This window comes from Kitasatospora sp. Xyl93, from assembly GCF_055383135.1.
This window is the reverse complement of the sequence record NZ_AP029185.1, coordinates 7,571,242-7,589,317: the sequence shown is the minus strand read 5'-3', so window position 1 is coordinate 7,589,317 and position 18,076 is coordinate 7,571,242. Positions and strand designations below refer to the sequence as shown.

Genomic DNA, 18,076 nt, shown 5'->3' with positions numbered 1-18,076 from the left:
TCCCCCCACGCCGGTTTCATCCGATGTCCCGACGCCGCCTCACCGGGACGAGGACGCGCGGCGGACCAGCCGGCCCAGGACCGCCACCCCCTCGGTGATCTCGGCCACCGAGCCCGCCGCGTAGCCGAGCACCAGCCCGGGCGGGTACGGCAGCCGGGCGTGCCAGGACAGCGGCTGCACCTTCACCCCCTCCGCCAGTGCGGCGGCGGCCAGCCCGGTGTCGGTGCGGCCGGGTTCCTCCGGGAGCGTCAGCATCAGGTGGAGGCCCGCCGCCGCCCCGTGCACGGTGGCGTCCGGCAGGTGGGTGCGGATGGCGGCGATCATGGCGTCCCGGCGGCGGCGGTGGCGACGGCGCAGCAGCCGCAGGTGGCGGTCGAGGTCACCGGACTCCATCAGCCGGGCGAGGACCAGCTGGGGCAGCACCGGGTTGCCGAGGTCGGCGAAGCGCTTGGCGTCCAGGACGGCGTCCCGCAGCCGGGCCGGGACGAGCAGCCAGCCGGTGCGCAGCGCGGGGGCGAGCAGCTTGGAGACGCTGCCCGCGTAGCAGACCCGGTCCGGCAGGGCGGCGCGCAGGGCCGGGACGGGCGGACGGTCGTAGCGGTGCTCGGCGTCGTAGTCGTCCTCGACGACCAGGCCGCCCGCGCCCGCCCAGCGCAGCAGTTCGCGCCGCCGGTCGCCGCCGAGCACCACGCCGGTCGGGTACTGGTGGGCGGGGGTGAGCAGCACGGCCGGGGCGCCGGTGGCGCGCAGCGCGTCCACCCGGATGCCCTCGGCGTCGACCGGGACGGGCGGCGTGGCGGCGAGCCAGTGGGCGAGGTGCTGGCGGGCGCCGAGCGAGCCCGGGTCCTCGACCGCGGCCTCGCGGATGCCCGCCCGTCCGAGGGCGCGGCCGAGCAGGGCGAGGGCCTGGGCCGTACCCGCGACGATCAGCACCTCGTCCGGATCGGCGCGGATGCCCCGGTTGCGGGCCAGCCAGTGGGCGACGGCCCGGCGCAGGGCCGGCGTGCCGCGCACGTCGCCGTAGCCGAGGTCGGACGCGGCGAGGCCGTCGAGGACGGCGCGTTCGGCGCGCAGCCAGGCGGCGCGGGGGAAGGCGGCGAGGTCGGGCACGCCGGGGGTGAGGTCGATCCGGGCGGGCGTGCCGCGCAGCAGGTCGAACACCTCGGGGTCGGGGTCGTCCCGGAACAGCGCGGGTGCCGGGTGAGGCGCTTCCCCGGCCGGCGCCTCCTCGGGGACGGCGGGGGCCGCGACCACGACCGTGCCGCCCCTCCCGCGGCCCGCCACCTGCCCCTCCTCGGCGAGGCGCTGGTAGGCGTCGGTCACCACCCCGCGGGAGACGCCGAGTTCGGCCGCCAGCACCCGACTGGCGGGCAGCCGGGCGCCGACCGGCAGCCGCCCGTCGACGACGGCCTCGCGCAGCCGGCGGGCGAGCCAGTCGGTGAGGCCGCCGGGCGGGGCGTCGGCGGTGTCGAGCTGGAGGAAGTCGGCGCCGCTCTCCGCGGGCCGCCCCTCGGGCCGTCCTTCGGACCGCGCTCCGGGCCGCTCCTCCGACTGCTCTTCGGACCGCTCTTTGGACCTGCCCGATGCCTCTGCTTTGGACCTGTTCACCGGACCATAGTGGCGGCGAGGGTGGGGTCATGACCACAGAGACGCCCACGAGCACCGAAGCGGCAGCGCCGATCCACCACGACGACTACGTCCACGGCTACTCGGACGCCGAGGCGCGACGCCTCGGCGACCAGGCCGACACCCTCGCCGAGCTACTGCACGCGGGCACCGCGTACCCGGCGGGCAGCCGGGTGCTGGAGGCGGGCTGCGGGGTGGGGGCGCAGACCGTGCACCTGCTGGCCGCCAGCCCGGGCGTACGGCTGACGGCGGCGGACCTCTCGGCGGCGTCGCTGGACCAGGCCCGCGCCCGGGTGGCCGCGCAGGCGCCCGCCGCGGACGTCACCTGGCACCACGGCGACCTGCACCGACTGCCGTTCCCGGACGGCTCGTTCGACCACGTCTTCCTGTGCTTCGTCCTGGAGCACCTGCCCGACCCGGCGGCCGGGCTGGCGGCGCTGCGCCGGGTGCTGCGGCCTGGCGGGACGATCACGGTGATCGAGGGCGACCACGGCTCGGCGTTCTTCCACCCGGAGACCCCGGCGGCCCGCCGCGCCGTCGGCCACCTGGTCGGGCTGCAGGCCCGGGCGGGCGGGGACGGCCTGCTCGGCCGCCGCCTCCACCCGCTGCTCACGGAGGCCGGCTTCGCGCGGGTGGCGGTCCGCCCGCGCACGGTCTACGCCGACGACGCCCGCCCGGCCCTGGTGGAGGGCTTCACCCGGCGGACTTTCGTCGCGATGGTCGAGGCCGTCCGGGCGGACGCGCTGGCCGCCGGGCTGACCACCCCGGAGGACTTCGACCGGGGCATCGCGGAGCTGCGCCGGGCGGCCGAGCCGGGCGGGACGTTCCACTACACCTTCTTCAAGGCGGTGGCGGTCAGGCCCTGAGGCGCGGCCAGGACGGGCCGCGGTACCGGCGGGGCCCGTCCTGACCACGACGGGCCGCGGCAGCGGCGGGGCCCGCGGGCGGGGTGGTGGACGGGGGTCTCGACCGCGCCCGCGGGCCGCGCCGCCCGGCGGTCCGGACTACTCCGGGCCGTCCCCGAGGTCCGCCAGCAGGGTCCGCATCACCTCGACGAGCGCGGTCCGCTGCGCCTCGTCGAGGCCCGCCAGCATGCGGTGCTCGGTGGCGAGGTGGTCGGGCAGCGCCCGGTCGATCAGGGCGTGGCCCTCGGGGGTGAGGGCGACCTCGCGGCTGCGGCCGTCCTGGTCGCTGCGGGTGCGGGTGACCAGGCCGCGGGCCTCCAGCCGGTCCAGGCGCTGGGTGATGGCGCCGGAGGTGACCATCGCGGACCGCATCAGGCCGGTGGGGGTCAGCCGGTAGGGCGGGCCGCTGCGCCGGAGGGTGGCGAGGACGTCGAAGGAGGCGGCGTCCAGGCCGTGCTCGGCGAAGGTGCGGTTGAGCGCCGCGTCCACCAGCCGGTAGAGGCGTTTGAGCCGACCGAACACCTCCATCGGGTAGACGTCCAGGTCGGGGCGCTCGGCCCCCCACTGCGCGACGATGCGGTCCACGTGATCTGCCACGGGTTCAGGGTAGGCGATGCCGGACGAATCCCTTAGCGGTGAGGTAACTGTGGGCCACATCACTCGCTCGATCCGGTGAAGGATGCCTTAGCGCTGAGATACATTGCTTTAGTGCTAAGAAATCGCCTCGCCCTCGTCCTGCTGACGGCCCTCGCCCCGGCGGTCTGGGGCACGACCTACCTGGCCACCACCGAGCTGCTGCCGCCCGGCCGCCCGCTGCTCGCCGCCGTCATCCGCTGCCTGCCCGCCGGGCTGCTCCTGGTCGCGCTCACCCGCCGTCTGCCGCAGGGCAGTTGGTGGTGGCGTTCGCTGGTCCTCGGCGCGCTCAACATCGGGGTGTTCCAGGCGCTGCTCTTCATCGCCGCCTACCGTCTGCCCGGCGGCATCGCGGCCACCGTCGGCGCCGTCGGACCGCTGGTCACCGCCGGGCTCTCGGCCCTGGTGCTCGGCGACCGGCTCACCCTGCGCACCGTGCTGTCCGGCATCGCGGGCGTCGCGGGCGTCAGCCTGCTGGTGCTGCGGGCCAACGCCGAGCTGGACGCGGTCGGAGTGCTCGCCGCGCTCGGCGGCGCCGTGGTGATGGCCGCCGGCATCGTCCTCTCCAAGCGCTGGGTCTCCCCCGCGCCGATGCTCGCCACCACCGGCTGGCAGCTCACCGCCGGCGGACTGCTGCTGGTCCCGGTCACGCTGCTCGCCGAGGGCGCACCGCCGTCCCACTACACCCTCGCCAACGTGCTCGGCTACGCCTACCTCTGCCTGATCGGCGCGGCCGTCACCTACGCACTCTGGTTCCGGGGGCTGCGCGAGCTGCCGCCGACGTCGGTCTCCTTCCTCGCGCTGCTCAGCCCGGTGGTCGCCACCCTGCTCGGCTGGCTGGCGCTCGACCAGGACCTCAGCCCGCTCCAGGCGTTCGGCGCACTGGTCGTGCTCGGCTCGCTGGTCGCCGCCCAGACCCAGCGGCCGCGCACCGCAGCGGAGCCGGCGCCCGGAGCCACGCCGGCGCCGGAAGCCGGAGCGGCGCCCGAGGCCGATCCGGCGGCCACCCCGCGGTCCGTCCGCGAGAACGTCTGACCCCGTCCCACCCCACCGTTTCCACCACCTTCAGGGAGTACCCCATGCGCATCACCGTGTTCGGCGCCACCGGCAACGTCGGCAGCCGGGTCGTGGCCGAGGCCGTGGCCCGCGGACACCAGGTCACCGCCGTCGTCCGGGACCCGGCGAAGCCGCACGGCCTGCCGGCCACCGTCGCCCTGGTCGTCGGCGACGCCCGCGACCCCGAGGACGTCGCCCGGATCGCGGCCGGACAGGACGTGGTGGTCACCGCCACCCGTCCGGTGCCCGGCAGCGAGCACGAACTGGCCGTCGCGACCAAGGGCCTGCTCGCCGGGATCGCCGGCACCGGCGTGCGGCTGCTGGCCGTCGGCGGCGCGGGCAGCCTCCTCGTCCCGGGCGGCGACGGGACCGTCCTGGTCGACAGCCCCGGCTTCCCCGACGCGATCCGGCCGATCGCCCTGGCCTGCGGCGAGCAGCTCGACCACTACCGCGCCGCCGGCCCGGACGTCGACTGGACGTACCTGAGCCCGGCCGCGCTGCTGGAGCCGGGCGTGCGCACCGGCCGGTTCCGGACCGGCCGCGACGAGCTGCTGGTCGACGCCGAGGGCAACTCGGCGATCTCCATGGAGGACCTCGCCGTCGCGCTCCTCGACGAGATCGAGGAGCCCGCCCACCGCGGGGCCCGCTTCACCGCCGGTTACTGAGGGCGGGCCCTGGGGCCCCGCCCCGGCGGGGGTGTACCCAGCACCACTCCGAAGACGGCAGTGGGCATGATCGATCACCGGGCCGGGCGCGGAGAGGATCGTCCCCGTGACCACGACCACGACCCCGGCCCGGGCCGCCGCGGCCCAGCCGGCCCCGGCCCACCACACCTCGACCCAGCAGGCCCCGGCCGCCGGGCGCGCACCCCGCGCCCGGCGCGCCGCCCTGGCCGTCGCCGCCGCCGTACTGGCCGGCCTGCCCGCGCCCGCCGACGCCACCACCGGCCGCGACCCGGGCGACGCCGACCCGGCGCCCGCCCGCTACACCCGCCAGATCCTGGACTGGCAGCCCTGCACCCGGCGGCCCGCCCTGGACTGCGCCAGCATGGCCGTCCCGCGCGACTGGCACCACCCCGGCGTCGGCGCGGACCTGACCATCGCCGTCTCCCGGCACCGCGCCACCGACCCGGCGCGGCGCAAGGGCGCCCTGCTGATGGCGGCCGGCGGGCCCGGCGGCACCGGGCTGCTGCGCCCGGCCGATCTGGCCGCCGGCGCCCCGGCGGTCGCCGCCGCGTACGACATCGTCGGCTTCGACCAGCGCGGGGTCGGCGAGAGCACCAGGGCGGTCTGCCAGACCAAGGAGGAGTTCCAGGAGTTCCTGGCCGGCGACTACCGCGACCGGTCCCCCGCCGCGATCGACCGGGTGATCGCCAACTCCAAGAAGCTGGCCGAGAGTTGCCGGGAGCGCACCGGCGACCTGCTTCCCCGCCTGAACACCGAGCAGACCGCCCACGACATCGACCTGTTCCGCGGCCTGCTCGGCGAGCGCAAACTCAGCTACTACGGCCCGTCCTACGCCTCGATGATCGGCGCCTACTACGGGACGCTCTTCCCCCACCGGGTCGAACGGATGGTACTGGACAGCAACATCGGCTTCGACGGCACCTGGGAGAGGTACGAGCTGGGCCAGCCGATGAGCTTCCAGCGCCGCTTCGACGAGGACTTCGTGCCCTGGCTCGCGGCCCGGGACGCCACCTACCACTGGGGCGCCACGCCGGAGCAGGTGCGGGCGCACTGGGAGCGGCGGCGCGCCGCGCTGCACGACTCGCCCGTCGTCGAGGGCGCGGTGACGATCGGCCCGAACCAGCTGGACAGCCTCGCCATGTCGGCGATCTACCGGGCGTCCGACTTTCCTGACCTGGCCCGGATCCTGGCCACCGTCGACGACTGGCAGGCCGCGGACCCGGCCACCCGCGCGGCGGCCGCGAAGGCCTTCGACGGCTACCTCAGCCCGGAGTTCCTCGCCGAGTACTTCGCGGTGACCTGCAACGACACCCCGTGGACCAGGGACCTGGACACCTGGATCGAGCGCGGCGCCGAGAACACCGCCCGCCGGCCGCTGGCCGGCGCCCGGACGCTCGCCTTCAGCGCGGTCTGCGCCGCCTGGCCGGCCGCCCCGGCGCCCAGGGTCGAGGTGACCGGCGCCCACCTGCCGACGACGCTGATGCTCAACTCGGTGCACGATCCGTCGACGTACTACGAGGCGGCGCTCGGCGCCCACCGCGCGCTGCGCGGCTCCCGGCTGGTCACCGTCACCGGCAACGGCGACCACGGCCAGTACCCGGGCCCCAACTCCTGCGTCACCGAGGTGGTCGAGCGCTACCTGCTGGCCGACCGGGCACCCGAGCGCGACCTCACCTGCCCCTCGCCGCAGGCGGACTGACCACGGAGGCGGTCAACTCCGCCGCGCCCGCAGCCTGGCCCGGAGCCAGGTTGCGGCGACGGCCAGCCCGGCGAAGCCGCCGACGGCGAGCTTGATCCCGGCCTTGGCGACGATCCAGCCGATCCACGGCACGGACCACCCCAGCCAGTGGAACACCGCGAGCAGCACCGCGGCGCCGAACGCCGCCGCGAGCACGGTGACCAGGACGGCGGCGGCCCGCGGGAGCTCCCGCGGGCCGCCGGCCCGCTCCCCGCCGGCCGTGCCGTCCGGATCGGTGGTCGGACTGTTCACCATCTCGTTCGTACCCCCCTCAACCATGGGGGCGATGATACGACTTCAGCGCCAGGCGTGGTGGGTGTCGCCCAGGTGCTCGCCGGTGTCGCCGTCGGGGAAGCTGACGGCCATGGTGACGCGGTACTCGTGGACGTCCTCCCGGTGGCCCGGCACCCGCGCCCAGGCCAGCGAGTGCACCTCGGCCTCGGGGGCCTGCCGGCACCAGGCGGCGGCCTCCTCCAGGGCGCCGGCCGCCGACCGCGCGGTGCAGACCACGGCGGTGTACGCGGCGACCGCGACGTCCCCGCCGGAGCGGCAGGTGCGCGACACCGCCCGGACGGCCGCGGCGGCCTGGGTCAGGTCACGGGCCAGGTCGTCCACCACCCGAGGGGGAGCCGGCAGGACGACCGCTCCCTCGGCGACGGTCTCCGGCAGGTTCGCGCTCACGGTCCGGTCCTCCATCCGCATCGTCACGCGGCACAGCATGCCGGGCGGTGATTCCTGGCATGCCCATTTTCACCAGAACGTCACCCGTCCAGGGCGGACTCGGGGCGACCCCCTGGCGTCCGGACGCCCGTCCTGGTAGAGGGCGCCGGCCGGGCGCCCGGCGTTTCGGCAGGTCAGGAGGGTCGGCCACGGGCGGCGCCGGGGGCCCGGAACACCGCGCACGCACCACCCCCGCGCTCCGAACCGCCGGTCCGGCGCCGGGGAGCGCCCGTCCCACCGCAGTTGGCCTCCCGGTCAACTTTCCGTACCGGAAAGGAAGTTGCGGCCGGGCACGGCCGACGAAGCGACAGACGGCCGAGGTCCCGGAACTCCGCGGACCCCGGCCACACCCCCGCTGAAGTGCCGATTCAACCCCTCGGCGGGCTCCGGTCCACCTCCCGGTCACCCTGTCCCTGTCAGATCGTCGTGATACTAATCGTCCGGTGGTGGGCCCGGCCCTCGGTGGGACGGGCACGATGACGGCAGCTCAACCGTTCCGGGAGGGTCCGGGCGGCGACGGGGAGGGGTAGCGGATGACGGCGCGGATCGGCAAGGCCGGGGGCGGGCGCAGGCTCCGGATCGGCAAGCGGCTCACGGGAACCGCGGCGGCCTTCGCCGCGCTGGCCGCGCTGACCGGCTCTCAGGTGACGGGCATCGGGCTAGCCCCGGTCGCGGCCGCCGACGCCGGCCCGACGAACGGCGCCGCGGGCCAGGGCGCCGGCCGCGCCCTGCCCACCGGCGGCCCCTCGACCGACCTCCCCGGCACCTTCGGCACCGGCGTCCCGGCCGACGGCGGCGGCACCGTCCACCTCCCGCAGCCGCCCGGCGCGCTGCCCGGCCTGCCCTCGGCCGGCCCGTTCGCGGCCACCGGGCCCGCGCTGCCCGCCACCGTGCTCGCCGCCTACCGGCAGGCGGAGGCCGCGCTGGCGCAGCGCTCGCCTGGCTGCCACCTGCCCTGGCAGCTGCTCGCCGCGATCGGCCAGGTCGAGTCCGGCCAGGCCAACGGCGGCCGGGTGGACGCGACGGGCACGACGCTCACCCCGATCCTCGGCCCGGCCCTGGACGGCAACGGCTTCGCCGCGATATCCGACACCGACGGCGGCCGCTACGACGGCGACGCCCGCTGGGACCGCGCCGTCGGGCCGATGCAGTTCATCCCGTCCACCTGGGCCTCCTGGGGCGTGGACGCCAACGGCGACGGCAAGGCCGACCCGAACAACGTCTTCGACGCCACCGAGAGCGCCGGCCGCTACCTGTGCGCGGGCGGCCGCGACCTCGCCGACCCGGCCCAGCTCGACCGGGCGGTGCTCAGCTACAACAACTCGGGCGAGTACCTGCGGACGGTGCGCAACTGGATGGCGCACTTCGGCAGCGGCACGGTGACCACCGTCCCGAACCGTCCCGGCTCCCCGGTTCCGCCGGTCTCACCGGGCACGCCGTACCTCCCGGGCCCGTCGGCCGGCGGCTCGGGTGCGGGCACCGGTGGCACGCCCACCACGGAGCCGCAGCCGACCACCCCGGTCACCCCGACTCCGGACCAGTCGCCGAGCGCCCGGCCGACGACGAGCCCGAGCCCCACCGCCACGCCCACGCCCGGCGGTTCGGCCTCGCCGTCCGCGACGCCGACGACCACCCCGAGCGGCGGCACCTCCCCGACGGCGACCCCGACCGGCACGCCCACCGGCACGCCGACGGGCACCCCGACCGGTACGCCCACCGCCTGCCCGGACCCGACGGCCACGCCCACCGGCACGCCCACCCCGACGGGCACCCCGTCCCCGGCCGCCACGCCCACCGGCACCCCGACCGCGACGCCGCTCCCCGGCTGCCCCACCCCGACGGCCGGCGCCACCCCGACCGCCGCCACCACTCCGAGCGGCGCACCCGGGAGCACGCCAAGCGCCGCGTTCTCGCCGTCGGCCGCCCCGACGAAGTGAGCCCGGGGGCGCGGTTCCCGCTCCGGGAGCCGCGCCCCACCACCGTTCACGACTCCCGGCGCCGTCGGCCCGACCGCCCGGAGGCGTCGACGACGCGCGCGTTCCCTCCGCGCCGCCCGCGGGCGGCTACCGCGTCTGGGCCGCGCGGTGCTCGCGCCAGCGGCCCAGCATCCCGTGCAGCTCGTCGATCATGAACTCGAAGAAGTCGGCGCTCTCCGCCAGCCGCTCCCCCGCCACCGTCCCGGCACCGACGGTGGCCTCGCCGTCCCGCAGCACCCGGATCCAGCGCAGCATGATCTCGTCGCGCCGGGTCAGCGACTCGAACCAGACGTCGTTGAGCACCCGGTAGCGGTCCCGCCGGGAGCCGGGCTCGCGCTCCTTGGCGACCAGACCGACCTGGATCAGGTAGCGCATCGCACCGGAGACCGCGGCCGGGCTGATCCGCAGGCGCTCGGAGAGCTCGGCGGAGGTGAGCACCCCGCTCTCCTCCGCCATCAGGCAGGAGAAGATCCGGGACGGCATCCGTCCCATGCCCGCGACCACCAGCTCCGCCGCGAAGCGCTCGACGAAGTCCGACACCGCCTTGTCCTCGCGCTCCCGCTCCGGACCTTCCGCCGCCTTCGTCCCCTGCACCACCCTGCACCTCTTTCCGGTGATCACTCGTCCCTGCTCCCGAACTTTAACGCCTTCTCAATCTTCACGTTTTTCTGAAACTACGGTATCTTCAAAAGCATGACCACGGCCATCACCCTGTCCGGCCTGCGCAAGAACTTCGGCCGGTCCACCGCACTGGACGGCCTCGACCTCACCGTCGAGACCGGCGAGGTCCACGGCTTCCTCGGGCCCAACGGGGCCGGGAAGTCCACGACCATCCGCATCCTCCTCGGCCTGCTGCGCGCCGACGGCGGCAGCGCCCGGATGCTCGGCAAGGACCCGTGGCACGACGCCGTCGAACTGCACCGCCGCCTCGCCTACGTGCCCGGCGACGTCGAACTCTGGCCCAACCTCACCGGCGGCGAGGCCATCGACCTGCTCTCCCGGCTGCGCGGCCGGCTCGACCGCCGCCGCCGGGACGAGCTGATCGAGCGCTTCGACCTCGACCCGACCAAGAAGGGCCGCAGCTACTCCAAGGGCAACCGGCAGAAGGTCGCCATCGTCGCCGCGCTCGCCTCCGACGCCGAACTGCTGCTGCTCGACGAGCCGACCTCCGGCCTCGACCCGCTGATGGAGGTGGTCTTCCAGGACGTCGTGCGCCGGGCCAAGCACGAGGGCCGCACCGTCCTGCTCTCCAGCCACATCCTGGACGAGGTGGAGAAGCTGGGCGACCGCGTCAGCATCCTCCGGCACGGCCGGGTCGTGCAGAGCGGCACCCTCGGCGAGCTGCGCCACCTCACCCGCACCACCGTCGAGGCCCGGACCCTGCGCCCGGTCGCCGGACTGGACACGCTGCCCGGCGTGCACGGCCTGCGCACCGAGGGCGACCTGGTCCGGTTCGCCGTGGACGGCGCCCAACTCGACGCCGCCGTCAGGGCGCTGAGCGCGGCCGGACTGCGCGGCCTGATCAGCCACCCGCCCACCCTGGAGGAGCTCATGCTGCGCCACTACGGCGACGGGTCGGCCGCCGACGGGCACCGCGCCGAGGACGAGGCCGCGCGATGACCGCCACCACCGCCGAGCCGGCCACCGGCCGCGCCGCCGCACCCCGCCGCCCGGCGGCCCGCACCACCCTGGCCGGCACCGCCGTGCTGCTCCGCTTCGCCCTGCGCCGCGACCGCCTCCGGCTGTCCGCCTGGGTGCTCGGCCTCTGGCTGGTCACCCTGGCCACCGCCGGCAGCGTCCACACCGTGTACCCGACCGCCGCCGACCGCGCCTCGATCGCCCACGGCTCGGACAACCCGGCGATGCTCGCCCTGAGCGGCCCGGCCCACTACCTGGCCGACTACACCTGGGGCGCCATGCTGGGCCACCGGCTGCTCGGCCTGCTGGCCGTGCTGACCGGGCTGCTGAGCGTCCTGACCGTCACCCGGCACACCCGGGGCGAGGAGGAGAGCGGACGCGCCGAACTGCTCCGGTCCGCCGCCGTCGGCCGGCACGCCCCGCTCGCCGCCGCCCTCGCCACCGCCGCCGTCGCCGACCTCGCACTCGGCCTGCTGCTCGCCGCCGGCCTGCCCGCACTCGGCATCCCCGGCCTCAGCGCCGCCGGATCGGCGCTGTACGGAGCCTCGGCCGCCCTCGCCGGGCTGCTGTTCGCCGCGGTGGCGGCCGTCACCGTCCAGCTCAGCGCGCACACCCGGGCCGCCTCCGGGCTGGCCCTCGCCGTGCTCGGCGCCGCCTACGCGCTGCGCGCCGCCGGGGACGCCGGCTCGGGCGCCCTCTCCTGGGCCTCGCCGATCGGCTGGCTGCAGCGCGGCTACCCCTTCGTGGACGACCGCTGGTGGCCGCTGCTGCCCGCGCTCGCCCTGACCGCCGTGACCGGCGCCGCCGGGTTCGCGCTCAGCAACCGCCGGGACCACGGCGCCGGCCTGCGCGCCGCCCGCCCCGGCCCGGCCACCGGCGGCCCGGCCCTGGGCACCCCGTTCGGCCTCGCGCTGCGCCTGCACCGCGGCCTGCTCGGCGGTTTCGCGGCCGCCCTGCTGCTGGTCGGCGCCATGTACGGCTCACTACTCGGCAGCGCCGACTCGATGCTCAAGGACGTCGACCGGATCCGGGAGGCGCTGGACCGGCTCGGCGGGCACACCCTCGCCGACTCCTACGCCGCGCTGACCATGCTGGTGGTCGCGGTGGTCGGCGGCGTCCACGCGGTGCTGGCCACGCTGCGCCCGCGCGCCGAGGAGAGCGCCGGACGGGCGGTGCCGGTACTGGCCACCGGCGTGTCGCGGTCCGCCTGGCTGGGCGGGCACCTGGCGGCGGCGCTGCTGGGATCCACCGCCGTGCTGCTCGCGGCGGGTGCGGGCTTCGGCCTGGCCGGCGCGCTGTCCAGCGGCGACGGGGGCGCGTTCCTCCGGCTGACCGGCGCGGCGCTGGCCTTCGCGCCCGCCCAGTGGGTGACGGTGGGTTTCGCCGCCGCGGTGTACGGCTGGCTGCCCCGGGCGGCGCCGCTGGCCTGGCTGGTGCCCGCGTACGCCTTCGTGATCGGCTACCTGGGCCCGCTGCTCGACCTCCCCGCGGGCCTGGAGCGGCTCTCCCCGTACGGCCGGGTGCCCCGGCTCCCGGCGGCCGCGATGGACTGGACGCCGCTCGTGGTGCTCACCCTGGTCGCGGCCGCCCTGGTCGCCCTGGCCCTGGCCGGGTTCCGGCGCCGCGACATCGACTGACGGCGGTTCGCCGGGCGGCGTGCACCGGGCAGCGCGCACCGGGCGCCGGGCACCACGCGCCGGAACCCTCCGAAGCGCCTCGGAGGCGCCTCGGAGGGAAGGCCGGACGAAGGCCCGGACGGTGACTCAGAGGTGCTTGACCAGCTCCGGCATCAGGTCCTGGAAGGTCCGCCCACTGGCCGGCTGGCCGATCGCGGCCATCTGCCAACCGGTCGGCGTGCGCTGCACCTTGGCCATGATCTGGGCGGTGTACGGGCCGCCGCCGGTGAGCGTGTAGCGCGCCAGCTCGACGCCGGTGGTCTCGTCCACGAGCCGGCAGAAGGCCGCCTCGACCTCCTGGAAGGTCTGCCCGGTGAAGGAGTTGACGGTGAAGAGGATCTGGTCGACCTCGGCCGCGACGCTGGTCAGGTCGACCGTGATCGACTCGTCGTCGCTCGCGTCGCCCGAGCCCCCGACCAGGTTGTCCCCACTGTGCCGGACGGAACCGTCGTCGCTGTTGAGGTGCTGGAAGAAGACCACGTCCACCGGCCGCCCCTGGGCGAACAGCACCGCCGACGCGTCCAGGTCGATCTCCCGGCCGGCCGCGAGCAGCTTGGCCATGAAGCCCTTGCGCTCCACGGCCTTCCAGCCGAGACCCATCCGGACCAGGCTCAGCTGCCCACCTCCCGGCTTCTCCAGGCTGATCTTCTGTCCCTTGGCCAGTGAAACGCTCATCGCGTCCTCCTCGTTCTGCCACCGCCCGTGCCGCGAATCTACAGCACTGTAGAGAATTTATGATCATCGACGGCGTCCTGGGAGCACCTGTACCCCGAACTCCCCCGGCCCTCACCCCGACGACGGTCCGCACACTGAGGGAACCGGCGGTCCGGCGTCTGGCGTAGCCGTGGACCGCGACCGGACGACCGGAGCAGCGCACAGTCTAGGGTCGGCCCCAGGACGGCGCCCGGCGGAGCCGACGCGCCGCCCGCGCACCCGTCGCGGCGCTCAGGACCCGCCGCGTCCACGACCCGCAGTGCTCACGACTCGCAGTGCTCACGACCGTTCCCGGGCCACGCCGACCCGCGCCGGCCCGCTCACGCTGGGGGGACCACCATGCCCGAGCAGCACGAAGGAACCGAACGGCACGCAACACCGGAACGACCCGGGAGATCCCGCCTCGGCCGCCGCCGGCTGCTCCGGGCCGGCCTCGGCGCGGGCGGCGCCCTGGCCACCGTACGGCTGCTGCCCGGCGGCACCGCCCGGGCCGCCGCGACGCCGGACACCGACCACGGCACCGCGCAGTACGACGGCAGCCGGCCGGCCGCGCGGAACGCCGGCCTGCGCACCGGCACCGCCACCGCCGCGCAGGTCTGGCCGGACTGGGCCCGCTACGCCCGCATCGCCGACGGCACCTTCAACGAGCCCGCCGACATGCAGGGCTACATCGACGCCCTCAAGGCGCAGGAGGTGAGCGTCATCGAGCTGGACACCCTGCTCTCCGACTGGCTCACCGACGCCCAGTTCGCCGCCCACATGGCCGAGGTGAAGACGTTCACCGGCCTGGCCCACGCCGCCGGCCTCAAGGTCGTCATGTACTACCCGTCCCTGGAGCTGATCTCCCCCGGCGGCGAGAAGGGGCGTTCCTTCTACAAGAACGACCAGGGCAGGAACTGGGTCCAGCGCGACCTCGCCGGCAAGCCCAACGTGTTCTACGGCAGCGTGGTGGTCTGGGTCGACCCGGGGGACGAGAGCGTCTGGCTCAGCCCCAACTCGCCCTGGCGGGACTACTACCTCAAGCGGATCAAGGGCGTGGCCGCGACCGGCGTGGACGGCATCTGGCCGGACGTCCCGATCTACTTCGACGGTGTGCTCTCCTGGTGCGACGCCTCCACCTGGGGCGCGGCCGCGTTCAAGGCCGACACCGGCCTGGCCCTGCCCAAGGCCGCGGACTTCGCCGACCCGGTCTTCCGACGCTACGTGGAGTGGCGCCACCGCAACCTGCTCCGGTTCCAGCTGGACATCGCCGACGCGGGCCGCTCGGTCAACCCCGACCTGGTCACCTTCGTCGAGACCGTCTCGATGGACTACCGCTACGCCACCTCGATCGGCCTGGACGGCGGCTACCTGCGCCAGGCCCCCGGCGCCGTCGGCCAGGTCTGGGAGGTGGACATCCTCGGCAACTACGACGGCATGCGGCACGCCACCGCCTCCGACTGGGTCTGCCTGATCTCCATGTACAAGTACGCCCGCGCCGCCAGCGGCACCAAGCCGGCCTGGGCCTTCTCCTACGGCTGGCAGGCCGACGACGCCTCGCTGGTGATGTCCCAGCTGATCGCGGCCGGCTGCAACCCGTACGAGGTGAAGACCCCGTTCAAGAACGACACCGTGGACGCCGCGATGCGCACCCGGATGTACCGCTTCGTGCGCACCAACCAGGCGAAGCTCTACGACCCGGCCCCGATCGCGCAGGTCGGCGTCTACCACTCGGCGCCGTCCCGGGACTACGTGGCCCCGGGCGAGGGCAACGGGATGTACGTCAACGCCACGGCGCCGGCCGGGGTCACCGACTGGTGGGGCGGCGACGACCCGGAGATGAGCTGCGCCGCCCTCCCCTGGCTCGGCGAGTTCCGGGGCACCGTCAAGGCGCTGGTCTACGCCCACGTCCCGTTCGACACCGTGCCCAGTCCCGGCCTGACCGCCGAGGACCTGGCCCGCTTCAAGGTCCTGCTGTTGCCGAACCTCCAGGCGGTCTCGGACGCCGAGGCGGCGCTGCTGCGCGGCTTCGTCTCGGCCGGCGGGACGATCGTGATCACCGGCCCGGCACCCACCGCGCTGGACGAACTGGGCGGCCAGCGGGCCGAGTTCGCGCTCTCCGACGTGCTCGGCCTGCGCCGGGCCGACCCGCTGCCCGCCGGCAGGCAGAACTCCTACGGCAGCGGCAGCTGCTGGTACGTCAAGGGGCTGCCCGGGCTGAGCTACCTCACCAGGACCGACCAGGCCTCGGCGGACCAACTGCTCACCGCCGTCCGGCAGTCCGCCCCGCCCGCGGTCACCCTGGCCGGGGACCGCCGGATCTTCCTGGACGCCCGGCGGCTCGGCGCCGACACCGTCGTCCACCTGGTGAACTTCACCAATTTCGGCGACACCCCGGCGGCGTTCCGCAGCACACCCGCCAACTGCACGCTCTCCTACGCCCTCCCGGCCGGCGCGGGTGTCACCGCCGTCACCGTCGCCGGCCCGGACGGCACCGACCCGGCGCCCAAAGCCGTCCCGTACACCGTCACCGCCGGGACGGTCAGCGTGCCGCTGACCGTCGCGCAGTACTCGGTGGTGACGATCACCGTCGGCTAACGGGTGCTCGGGGCCCGGACGAGCCAGAGGGCGGCGGGCCCGGCCTCGCCGCCCGGGGCGGACTCGAAGGCGATCCACCGCCCGTCCGGGGACCAGCTCGGTGCGCCGTCGTAGGCGGTGTCGTCCCGGGTCACCCGGACGGGAGTGCCGCCGACGGCGTCCACCGCGAAGACCTGGGCGTTCGGCAGGTCGCCCAGGGTGGAGGAGAACACCAGGAAGCGGCCGTCCGGGGACCAGCTGGGGTCGGTGTGCTCGCCCGGCGCGTCGACGACCCGGCGCAGCCCGCCGCCGTCCGCGTCCACCGTCCACAGCGACCAGTCCTCGCCGCCGGCGGTCCGCCGCTGGAAGACAATCCGGTCGCCCTTCGGGGACCAGTTCGGCTGCCGGTTGTCGCTGCCGGTGCCCCGGCCGTCCACCAGCAGGACGGGCGCGCCGCCCCCACGGCGGACCTTCCAGAGCGAGCCCTGCTCGCCCGCGTCGCCCCGCGCGGCGGGGTGCTCCGGCTCCCGGCTCCGCTGGAAGACGATCCACTCGCCGTCCGGGGAGAAGCTCGGCTCGCTGTAGCCGCTGCCGTCGGCGTGGCTGGTCACCCGCTCGGGGGCGCCGCCCGGCCTCATCAGCCAGACCTCGTCGTGCCCGGACTCCCGGTCGGTGGCGAAGACGAAGGCGTCGGCGGCGGCGTTCCAGCTGGAGCCGGGGAGGTTGACGGCCGTCCGGTCGGGGTCCTCCAGCACCTTGCGCGGGGCACCGCCGTCCAGCGCCAGGACGCCGAGGGCGGCGGCGCCCTGGTTGTAGCCCCCGCCGAACTCGGTCAGCAGCACCGAGCGGCCGTCCGGGGCGAAGGCGGGGTTCTGCGCGCTGCGGCCACCGCCTGCGCGGTAGAGCAGCCGGGCGCCGTCGGCGCGGTGCTCGGCACCGGCGGGGGCCTCGGTGACCGCTGGTGCGCCGGTGGTCGCCGGTGCACCGGTGGGGCCGGGCGCCGGCCCCTCCCGGTCGCCGGACCCGGAGTCCGAGCCACCGCATCCGGCCAGCAGCACGACGGCGGCCACGACCGCCGCGAGCGCGTGAGTCCTCATGCCCACACGCTAGTTGACGCCACGTCAGCTGTCGTCCGCCGCCGGGCGGAACCGGCGCCGCCGTCCGGCAGGTGCCGCCGGACGGGCGGAGCGCCGGATCCGTCAGCCGGCGCTGCGCTCCAGCCGCACCAGCGCGTCCACCGCCACCCGGCCGCCCTGGTCGTCCTGGCCGCCCTCGTCGCGCCGGTGGCCGGGCTCGCCGCGCCGGTGGCCGGGCTCGCCGCCGACCGTACGGTGCACCCGCTCGGCCCGGACGGTGCGCAGCCCGCGGTCGGCGAGGTCGGCCAGGACGTCGTCCGGGGTGAAGAGCACGGCCGGGTCCTGCGGGCCGCCGACGCCCTCGGTGAGGTTGCTCAGGTCGTGCCCGATGACCAGCAGGGTGCCGCCGGGGGCGAGCGCGTCGGCGGCGCGGCGCAGCGCCGCCCGGCGGTCCGCGGCGGGCAGGTGCAGGTAGGCGACCAGGACGAGGTCGTAGTCGCCGGCGGCGGCCTCCAGGGCGCGGGCGTCGCCGTGGCGCCAGGTGAGCCGGTCGGCGACCTCGTCGGGCAGTTCCGCGGTGAGCCGTTCGGCGCGTTCCAGGGCGACGGCGGAGAAGTCCAGTCCGGTGACCTCCCAGCCCTGGGCGGCCAGCCAGATGGCGTTGCGCCCCTCTCCGGCGGCCAGGTCGAGGGCGTGCCCGGGGGTGCGGCCGGTCAGTTCGCGGACCACCCACCGGTTGGGCGCGGAGCCCCACACCAGCTCGCTCGCGGCGTAGCGGTCGTCCCAGTCCTGGCTGTCCATCGCGCCTCCTCCGTTCGACGGCCTGCTCGTCCGGCCAACCTACCGGGCCGCCGCCGGCCCGGCCCGGAACGGTCCAGCGGGCGGACACCCTTGACGGCGAATATTGGTCCAGTCCAATCTGTTCAGTCGTGACGTGTCCGGGTCGACGGCCCGGCAGGTCCGCGCACCGTTCGTCAGCACGCGTCACCAGCCCGCGCGCCCCCACCGCGCCCGGGCCGGCTCCCCTCGGCCCGCCCCGGGCCACCGCACCGCCGGAACCCCCACACATCCGGAGG

General features: G+C 75.7%; 16 protein-coding genes. 8 read left to right on the top strand and 8 right to left on the bottom strand.

Annotation, left to right across the window (positions count from 1 at the left end; genetic code table 11):
* Positions 1-39: 39 nt before the first annotated feature.
* Positions 40-1,608, bottom strand: a complete 1,569-nt coding sequence (gene pdxR / locus ACZ5GH_RS32920; protein ID WP_464336104.1) for a MocR-like pyridoxine biosynthesis transcription factor PdxR — start codon at positions 1,606-1,608, stop codon at positions 40-42.
* A gap of 29 nt (positions 1,609-1,637) precedes the next feature.
* Here pdxR and ACZ5GH_RS32915 point away from each other — a divergent pair, with 29 nt between their 5' ends.
* Complete coding sequence (locus ACZ5GH_RS32915) at positions 1,638-2,492, top strand: methyltransferase domain-containing protein (protein WP_387753551.1); 855 nt, start codon at positions 1,638-1,640, stop codon at positions 2,490-2,492.
* Between the two features lie 138 nt (positions 2,493-2,630).
* Here ACZ5GH_RS32915 and ACZ5GH_RS32910 read toward each other — a convergent pair whose 3' ends face one another.
* A complete protein-coding gene (locus tag ACZ5GH_RS32910) occupies positions 2,631-3,128 on the bottom strand; it encodes a MarR family winged helix-turn-helix transcriptional regulator (protein WP_387753554.1) in 498 nt (165 codons plus the stop codon).
* Between the two features lie 111 nt (positions 3,129-3,239).
* Between ACZ5GH_RS32910 and ACZ5GH_RS32905 the strand changes: the two genes are divergently transcribed.
* From ACZ5GH_RS32905 to ACZ5GH_RS32895, 3 genes are all read left to right on the top strand, one after another.
* A complete protein-coding gene (locus ACZ5GH_RS32905; protein WP_387753557.1) occupies positions 3,240-4,199 on the top strand; it encodes an EamA family transporter in 960 nt (319 codons plus the stop codon).
* A 44-nt stretch (positions 4,200-4,243) separates the two neighbouring features.
* The gene (locus ACZ5GH_RS32900; RefSeq protein WP_464336103.1) at positions 4,244-4,885 is read left to right on the top strand and encodes an NAD(P)-dependent oxidoreductase; all 642 of its coding nucleotides are present in this window, start codon (positions 4,244-4,246) and stop codon (positions 4,883-4,885) included.
* A 106-nt stretch (positions 4,886-4,991) separates the two neighbouring features.
* Complete coding sequence (locus ACZ5GH_RS32895; protein WP_464336102.1) at positions 4,992-6,605, top strand: alpha/beta fold hydrolase; 1,614 nt, start codon at positions 4,992-4,994, stop codon at positions 6,603-6,605.
* 12 nt (positions 6,606-6,617) lie between these two features.
* Here the strand turns inward: ACZ5GH_RS32895 and ACZ5GH_RS32890 are convergent, their stop codons facing one another.
* Together ACZ5GH_RS32890 and ACZ5GH_RS32885 are read right to left on the bottom strand one after the other, a co-directional pair.
* Positions 6,618-6,923, bottom strand: a complete 306-nt coding sequence (locus ACZ5GH_RS32890; RefSeq protein ID WP_464336101.1) for a hypothetical protein — start codon at positions 6,921-6,923, stop codon at positions 6,618-6,620.
* Between the two features lie 18 nt (positions 6,924-6,941).
* Complete coding sequence (locus tag ACZ5GH_RS32885) at positions 6,942-7,352, bottom strand: hypothetical protein (protein ID WP_387753569.1); 411 nt, start codon at positions 7,350-7,352, stop codon at positions 6,942-6,944.
* Between the two features lie 545 nt (positions 7,353-7,897).
* Here ACZ5GH_RS32885 and ACZ5GH_RS32880 point away from each other — a divergent pair.
* Positions 7,898-9,301 (top strand): lytic transglycosylase domain-containing protein, encoded by a 1,404-nt coding sequence (locus ACZ5GH_RS32880; protein ID WP_464336100.1) that lies wholly within the window; start codon positions 7,898-7,900, stop codon positions 9,299-9,301.
* 126 nt (positions 9,302-9,427) lie between these two features.
* Here the strand turns inward: ACZ5GH_RS32880 and ACZ5GH_RS32875 are convergent, their stop codons facing one another.
* Positions 9,428-9,937: a GbsR/MarR family transcriptional regulator gene (locus ACZ5GH_RS32875; protein ID WP_464336099.1), complete on the bottom strand. Its 510-nt coding sequence runs from the start codon at positions 9,935-9,937 to the stop codon at positions 9,428-9,430.
* 96 nt (positions 9,938-10,033) lie between these two features.
* On the opposite strand from ACZ5GH_RS32875, the gene ACZ5GH_RS32870 reads away from it, so the two are divergent.
* The gene (locus ACZ5GH_RS32870; RefSeq protein WP_464336098.1) at positions 10,034-10,960 is read left to right on the top strand and encodes an ABC transporter ATP-binding protein; all 927 of its coding nucleotides are present in this window, start codon (positions 10,034-10,036) and stop codon (positions 10,958-10,960) included.
* Positions 10,957-12,615: an ABC transporter permease gene (locus ACZ5GH_RS32865; RefSeq protein ID WP_464336097.1), complete on the top strand. Its 1,659-nt coding sequence runs from the start codon at positions 10,957-10,959 to the stop codon at positions 12,613-12,615. Before ACZ5GH_RS32870 ends, ACZ5GH_RS32865 begins: the two co-directional genes overlap by 4 nt.
* Before the next feature lie 126 nt (positions 12,616-12,741).
* On the opposite strand, the gene ACZ5GH_RS32860 is transcribed toward ACZ5GH_RS32865, so the two are convergent.
* Positions 12,742-13,329, bottom strand: a complete 588-nt coding sequence (locus ACZ5GH_RS32860; RefSeq protein WP_387753578.1) for a TerD family protein — start codon at positions 13,327-13,329, stop codon at positions 12,742-12,744.
* 378 nt (positions 13,330-13,707) lie between these two features.
* On the opposite strand from ACZ5GH_RS32860, the gene ACZ5GH_RS32855 reads away from it, so the two are divergent.
* On the top strand, positions 13,708-15,945 hold the full coding sequence (locus ACZ5GH_RS32855; protein ID WP_464336096.1) for a hypothetical protein: 2,238 nt from the start codon (positions 13,708-13,710) through the stop codon (positions 15,943-15,945).
* Here the strand turns inward: ACZ5GH_RS32855 and ACZ5GH_RS32850 are convergent.
* Together ACZ5GH_RS32850 and ACZ5GH_RS32845 are read right to left on the bottom strand one after the other, a co-directional pair.
* Positions 15,942-17,021: a TolB family protein gene (locus ACZ5GH_RS32850; RefSeq protein ID WP_464336095.1), complete on the bottom strand. Its 1,080-nt coding sequence runs from the start codon at positions 17,019-17,021 to the stop codon at positions 15,942-15,944. The genes ACZ5GH_RS32855 and ACZ5GH_RS32850 overlap by 4 nt on opposite strands.
* 102 nt (positions 17,022-17,123) lie before the next feature.
* The gene (locus ACZ5GH_RS32845; RefSeq protein ID WP_464336094.1) at positions 17,124-17,801 is read right to left on the bottom strand and encodes a class I SAM-dependent methyltransferase; all 678 of its coding nucleotides are present in this window, start codon (positions 17,799-17,801) and stop codon (positions 17,124-17,126) included.
* Between the last annotated feature and the right edge of the window lie 275 nt (positions 17,802-18,076).

Excerpts from the sequence above, each read along its gene's own strand:
- ACZ5GH_RS32915 (WP_387753551.1), top strand. The coding sequence starts at position 1,638 with ATGACCACAGAGACGCCCACGAGCACCGAAGCGGCAGCGCCGATCCAC.
- ACZ5GH_RS32900 (WP_464336103.1), top strand. The coding sequence starts at position 4,244 with ATGCGCATCACCGTGTTCGGCGCCACCGGCAACGTCGGCAGCCGGGTC.
- ACZ5GH_RS32890 (WP_464336101.1), bottom strand. The coding sequence starts at position 6,923 with ATGGTTGAGGGGGGTACGAACGAGATGGTGAACAGTCCGACCACCGAT.
- ACZ5GH_RS32880 (WP_464336100.1), top strand. The coding sequence starts at position 7,898 with ATGACGGCGCGGATCGGCAAGGCCGGGGGCGGGCGCAGGCTCCGGATC.
- ACZ5GH_RS32870 (WP_464336098.1), top strand. The coding sequence starts at position 10,034 with ATGACCACGGCCATCACCCTGTCCGGCCTGCGCAAGAACTTCGGCCGG.
- ACZ5GH_RS32865 (WP_464336097.1), top strand. The coding sequence starts at position 10,957 with ATGACCGCCACCACCGCCGAGCCGGCCACCGGCCGCGCCGCCGCACCC.
- ACZ5GH_RS32860 (WP_387753578.1), bottom strand. The coding sequence starts at position 13,329 with ATGAGCGTTTCACTGGCCAAGGGACAGAAGATCAGCCTGGAGAAGCCG.
- ACZ5GH_RS32855 (WP_464336096.1), top strand. The coding sequence starts at position 13,708 with ATGCCCGAGCAGCACGAAGGAACCGAACGGCACGCAACACCGGAACGA.
- ACZ5GH_RS32850 (WP_464336095.1), bottom strand. The coding sequence starts at position 17,021 with ATGAGGACTCACGCGCTCGCGGCGGTCGTGGCCGCCGTCGTGCTGCTG.
- ACZ5GH_RS32845 (WP_464336094.1), bottom strand. The coding sequence starts at position 17,801 with ATGGACAGCCAGGACTGGGACGACCGCTACGCCGCGAGCGAGCTGGTG.